The sequence below is a fragment of the Okeania sp. genome (assembly GCF_983059655.1).
The window spans coordinates 1-2,968 of record NZ_CEZPJD010000900.1; the positions used below are offsets into that span (position 1 = coordinate 1).

At 39.0% G+C, this 2,968-nt stretch carries 3 protein-coding genes; 2 read left to right on the top strand and 1 reads right to left on the bottom strand.

Going from position 1 to position 2,968, the window contains the following annotated elements; all coding sequences use genetic code 11:
- Window positions 1-929: 929 nt before the first annotated feature.
- Both AC3DU7_RS29945 and AC3DU7_RS29950 read left to right on the top strand, forming a co-directional pair.
- Window positions 930-1,460, top strand: coding sequence for an XDD3 family exosortase-dependent surface protein (locus AC3DU7_RS29945; protein ID WP_488042882.1), 531 nt, complete (start codon window positions 930-932; stop codon window positions 1,458-1,460).
- Window positions 1,461-1,699: 239 nt separating this feature from the next.
- Window positions 1,700-2,365, top strand: coding sequence for a PEP-CTERM sorting domain-containing protein (locus AC3DU7_RS29950; RefSeq protein ID WP_488042883.1), 666 nt, complete (start codon window positions 1,700-1,702; stop codon window positions 2,363-2,365).
- A 470-nt stretch (window positions 2,366-2,835) separates the two neighbouring features.
- Here the strand turns inward: AC3DU7_RS29950 and AC3DU7_RS29955 are convergent, their stop codons facing one another.
- A complete protein-coding gene (locus AC3DU7_RS29955) occupies window positions 2,836-2,967 on the bottom strand; it encodes a zinc ribbon domain-containing protein (protein WP_488042884.1) in 132 nt (43 codons plus the stop codon).
- Window position 2,968: the final 1 nt, after the last annotated feature.

A 2,968-nucleotide genomic window follows, 5' to 3' on the forward strand; every position in this document is an offset into this window, starting at 1 on the left:
TCCCAAATACCTCGGAGAAGCATAATTTCTGCGGTATTTAAAGGAGGATTTTTGGTTTCTAGTAACTTGCGGTTGATAGTTTCTAAAATAAAATCTAGCTTGATAGAGTCCGCACTTCGTTTTGTATCCATCTGTCATTTCAGTTATCAGTTATCAGTTATCAGTTATCAGTACCGACCACACTCAAGCTGGAGGCTTGAAGTACTGAAGTGAATATTCTCTTGGTCTCATGGATATGGCGCAGGTTTCGGAGCCATCCCACCCTACGGGAAGCTCGGCTTTTCGCGCCAGCGTTGCAAAGCAAACGACCGCTTTTCATCTCCTTAAAAGAGGAGGCTTTGGACCTCATTTTTTGGTAATAAATATTCATAATATCAGGATTTAGGCAAAGACACTTTCGTGCATTATCAAAATACCACTATTAAAGTTCTCCTGATAGTAATAAAAACAGGACTTATATAGAATCCGGATAATTAATTATCGTATGACAAGGAAAGTCAAAAGTCAAAAGTCATAATTTAGGCTGTGGAAATTTTTTAAGAGCAGTATACCAACTCATATCAAATCTGGTTGAGTAGTTATTATAAAGTTGGGAGAGATGGGGAAACTGAAGTAATTATAGAGTTATAAACATACACTGTATAACCGGATTTTATATGAGACCTTATTTTTTTGTCAACTAATGCATTCTTTGAAAGAATTTCAAATATGATATAAATTTATTGTATAAAAAAATACTAAAAATACAGTATTTATACTAAAGTTAACACAAGCTAAATAAAAGCTAAAACTGTTGTGAATACTTAATCATACATTAATTAGCCTGATTGGGGGAAGTATAATTCACCCGATTGGAGGATAAATAATTTACATTTTTCTTAATATACTGAGAACAGTAAAGAAAAGAAATTATTCAAAAATCTTAAATTATGAAACAAGTTTATACAACTACTACCAGTTTAGCGATCGCTGCCTTACTATTAAATGGAGCAGGACAAAGCGCACAAGGTATAGGTCTTACAAGTGGAATGTTTAGCCTGTTTCTAGAATGTAATAATGATGGAACAGCATTATTCTTGGACTCTCATAATGGATGGCAATACAGCCAAGATGCTATTGGAGACATGACTGACGGCAGCACCTATGATATTACTGGAATGGGAGTTTTCCAAAACGGTAATGAAGTCTTCGTTGCCATTGGCAGTAACTTACCCGGAACAGGTGCAGGTTACGACCGCAACGTCAATCCAATTTTCCACGGTGACTTATTCTTTACTCCAGGTGGTGACAACTTCCAAAACTCTATGGAAGCTGGAAATCTCTACGGTATTCACTTCTCTGGTAGTTCAGATTCTGGAGCTAATGCAGGGCTAGGTGTATATCAGAACGTAGCAGCTAAAGGTGTAGGTATGAATAACTTCGGACATCAGCTCTCAAGCCACAACTGGAGGATAATCTAGAGAATTTCTACGCAACCAACGACCTGCGTGAGCGACTTGAAGCAGTTGAAGCTAATGCAGAACAGGAACTGGCAGCTATTGACACTGATAACGGCCTCAATGACCTCCAGAAAGATGATCGCCGTGCCTTCTACGAAACCGATATTGCTCGTACCCAAGCACTCATCAATGAAATTGACAACTCCCAAGAGTCTCTAGATAGTCTTTTTAATGGAGCTGACCGATATTTCAAGAATGTCTTGAGAGCAGATGCTAAAAACAGCGATAGCCCAATATTTGATGATAATGGCAATCAAGAGGTTTATGGTCCCGATGAGGTAACTGTAGAGGTTCCAGTTTATGGTGAAGATGGTAATATTAGCGGTTACACTACCCATGTTGTGGCTGAAGAGGGCGCACCGAAAACAGTTGCTAGCGAATATAGACGTCTTGAAGCTGAATCAAGACTGTTTAACAATGCCCGCAAAGAGCGAAATCAAGAACAAGAGAATAATGAAATTGCCCGTGACAACGAACTTATTGCCAAGCAAGAAGATATCAATAGTCGCAACCAGGCATTGAACAACAGGAATAACAGTTTAGCACAGAAACAAGAGCAAATCAACCAAAAAGATGAACTGCTCGTAGAAATTGAAACACAAATAGCTCAAGTTCGTGACGAAGCAATTGCACAGGAAAGACGCGAGCAGATGAGCGAATCTCTAGCTGCTGCTGAAGCTGAAAATCAGAAGGAACTAGAGCTTGAGGAACGTTTCGGAGTGCGGACTCTCGACAACCCTGGTGGCATTCCTACCTCTCCTGAAGAAGTGATAGCTACGTGTGTGCCTGAACCATCTTCAGTCCTTGGTTTAATTGCTGCTATCGGAAGTGGTATTGCTGCTCTGCGTCGCCACCGCCAAAGTTAAATTATATAGCAGTGGAAGGAAAGGGAGCGGAAATATCAAAAGCTTAAAACTAAGACAATGCAATATTTTTCGCTCCTTCTATCTCTCCTTCTTCCTTCTGCTATCAGCAGATTTTCTACTCAGGCAAAGTATTCGGTAGAAATGGAATACAGATGTACTTTAAGACTGAAATTAATATTTGACTAATTATGATTATTTATCGGCTTTGATTTAAGACATTTAGGTTTGTGTATTATTTTATTTAATCGGAAGGAAAGAGTTAGATTGTATCTACTGAATTCTCCTTCCTTTTTTCATGTTATGTCATGTTCCGTTCTACTAAACTTACCCAAACTTACCCATGAATGATTGCATGAGCTTTGGAGCTAGCTTCCTGTTTTGCTGACGCAATGCTGCGCAAACACTGAAGACCACTGACCGCAGTCTGTAACTTATCTTCTCCACAGGCTTAAATTCGCTTGGAACTCAAGCTACTGATACACATAGTTTTTCAGGTTGACAGCAGCATTAAAATCTCTGTCAGTTTCAAAACCGCATTGACTGCATTTATAAGTTCTCAAGTGCAACGGCATTTTCTGTTGATGCCCACAGTTTGAACATATT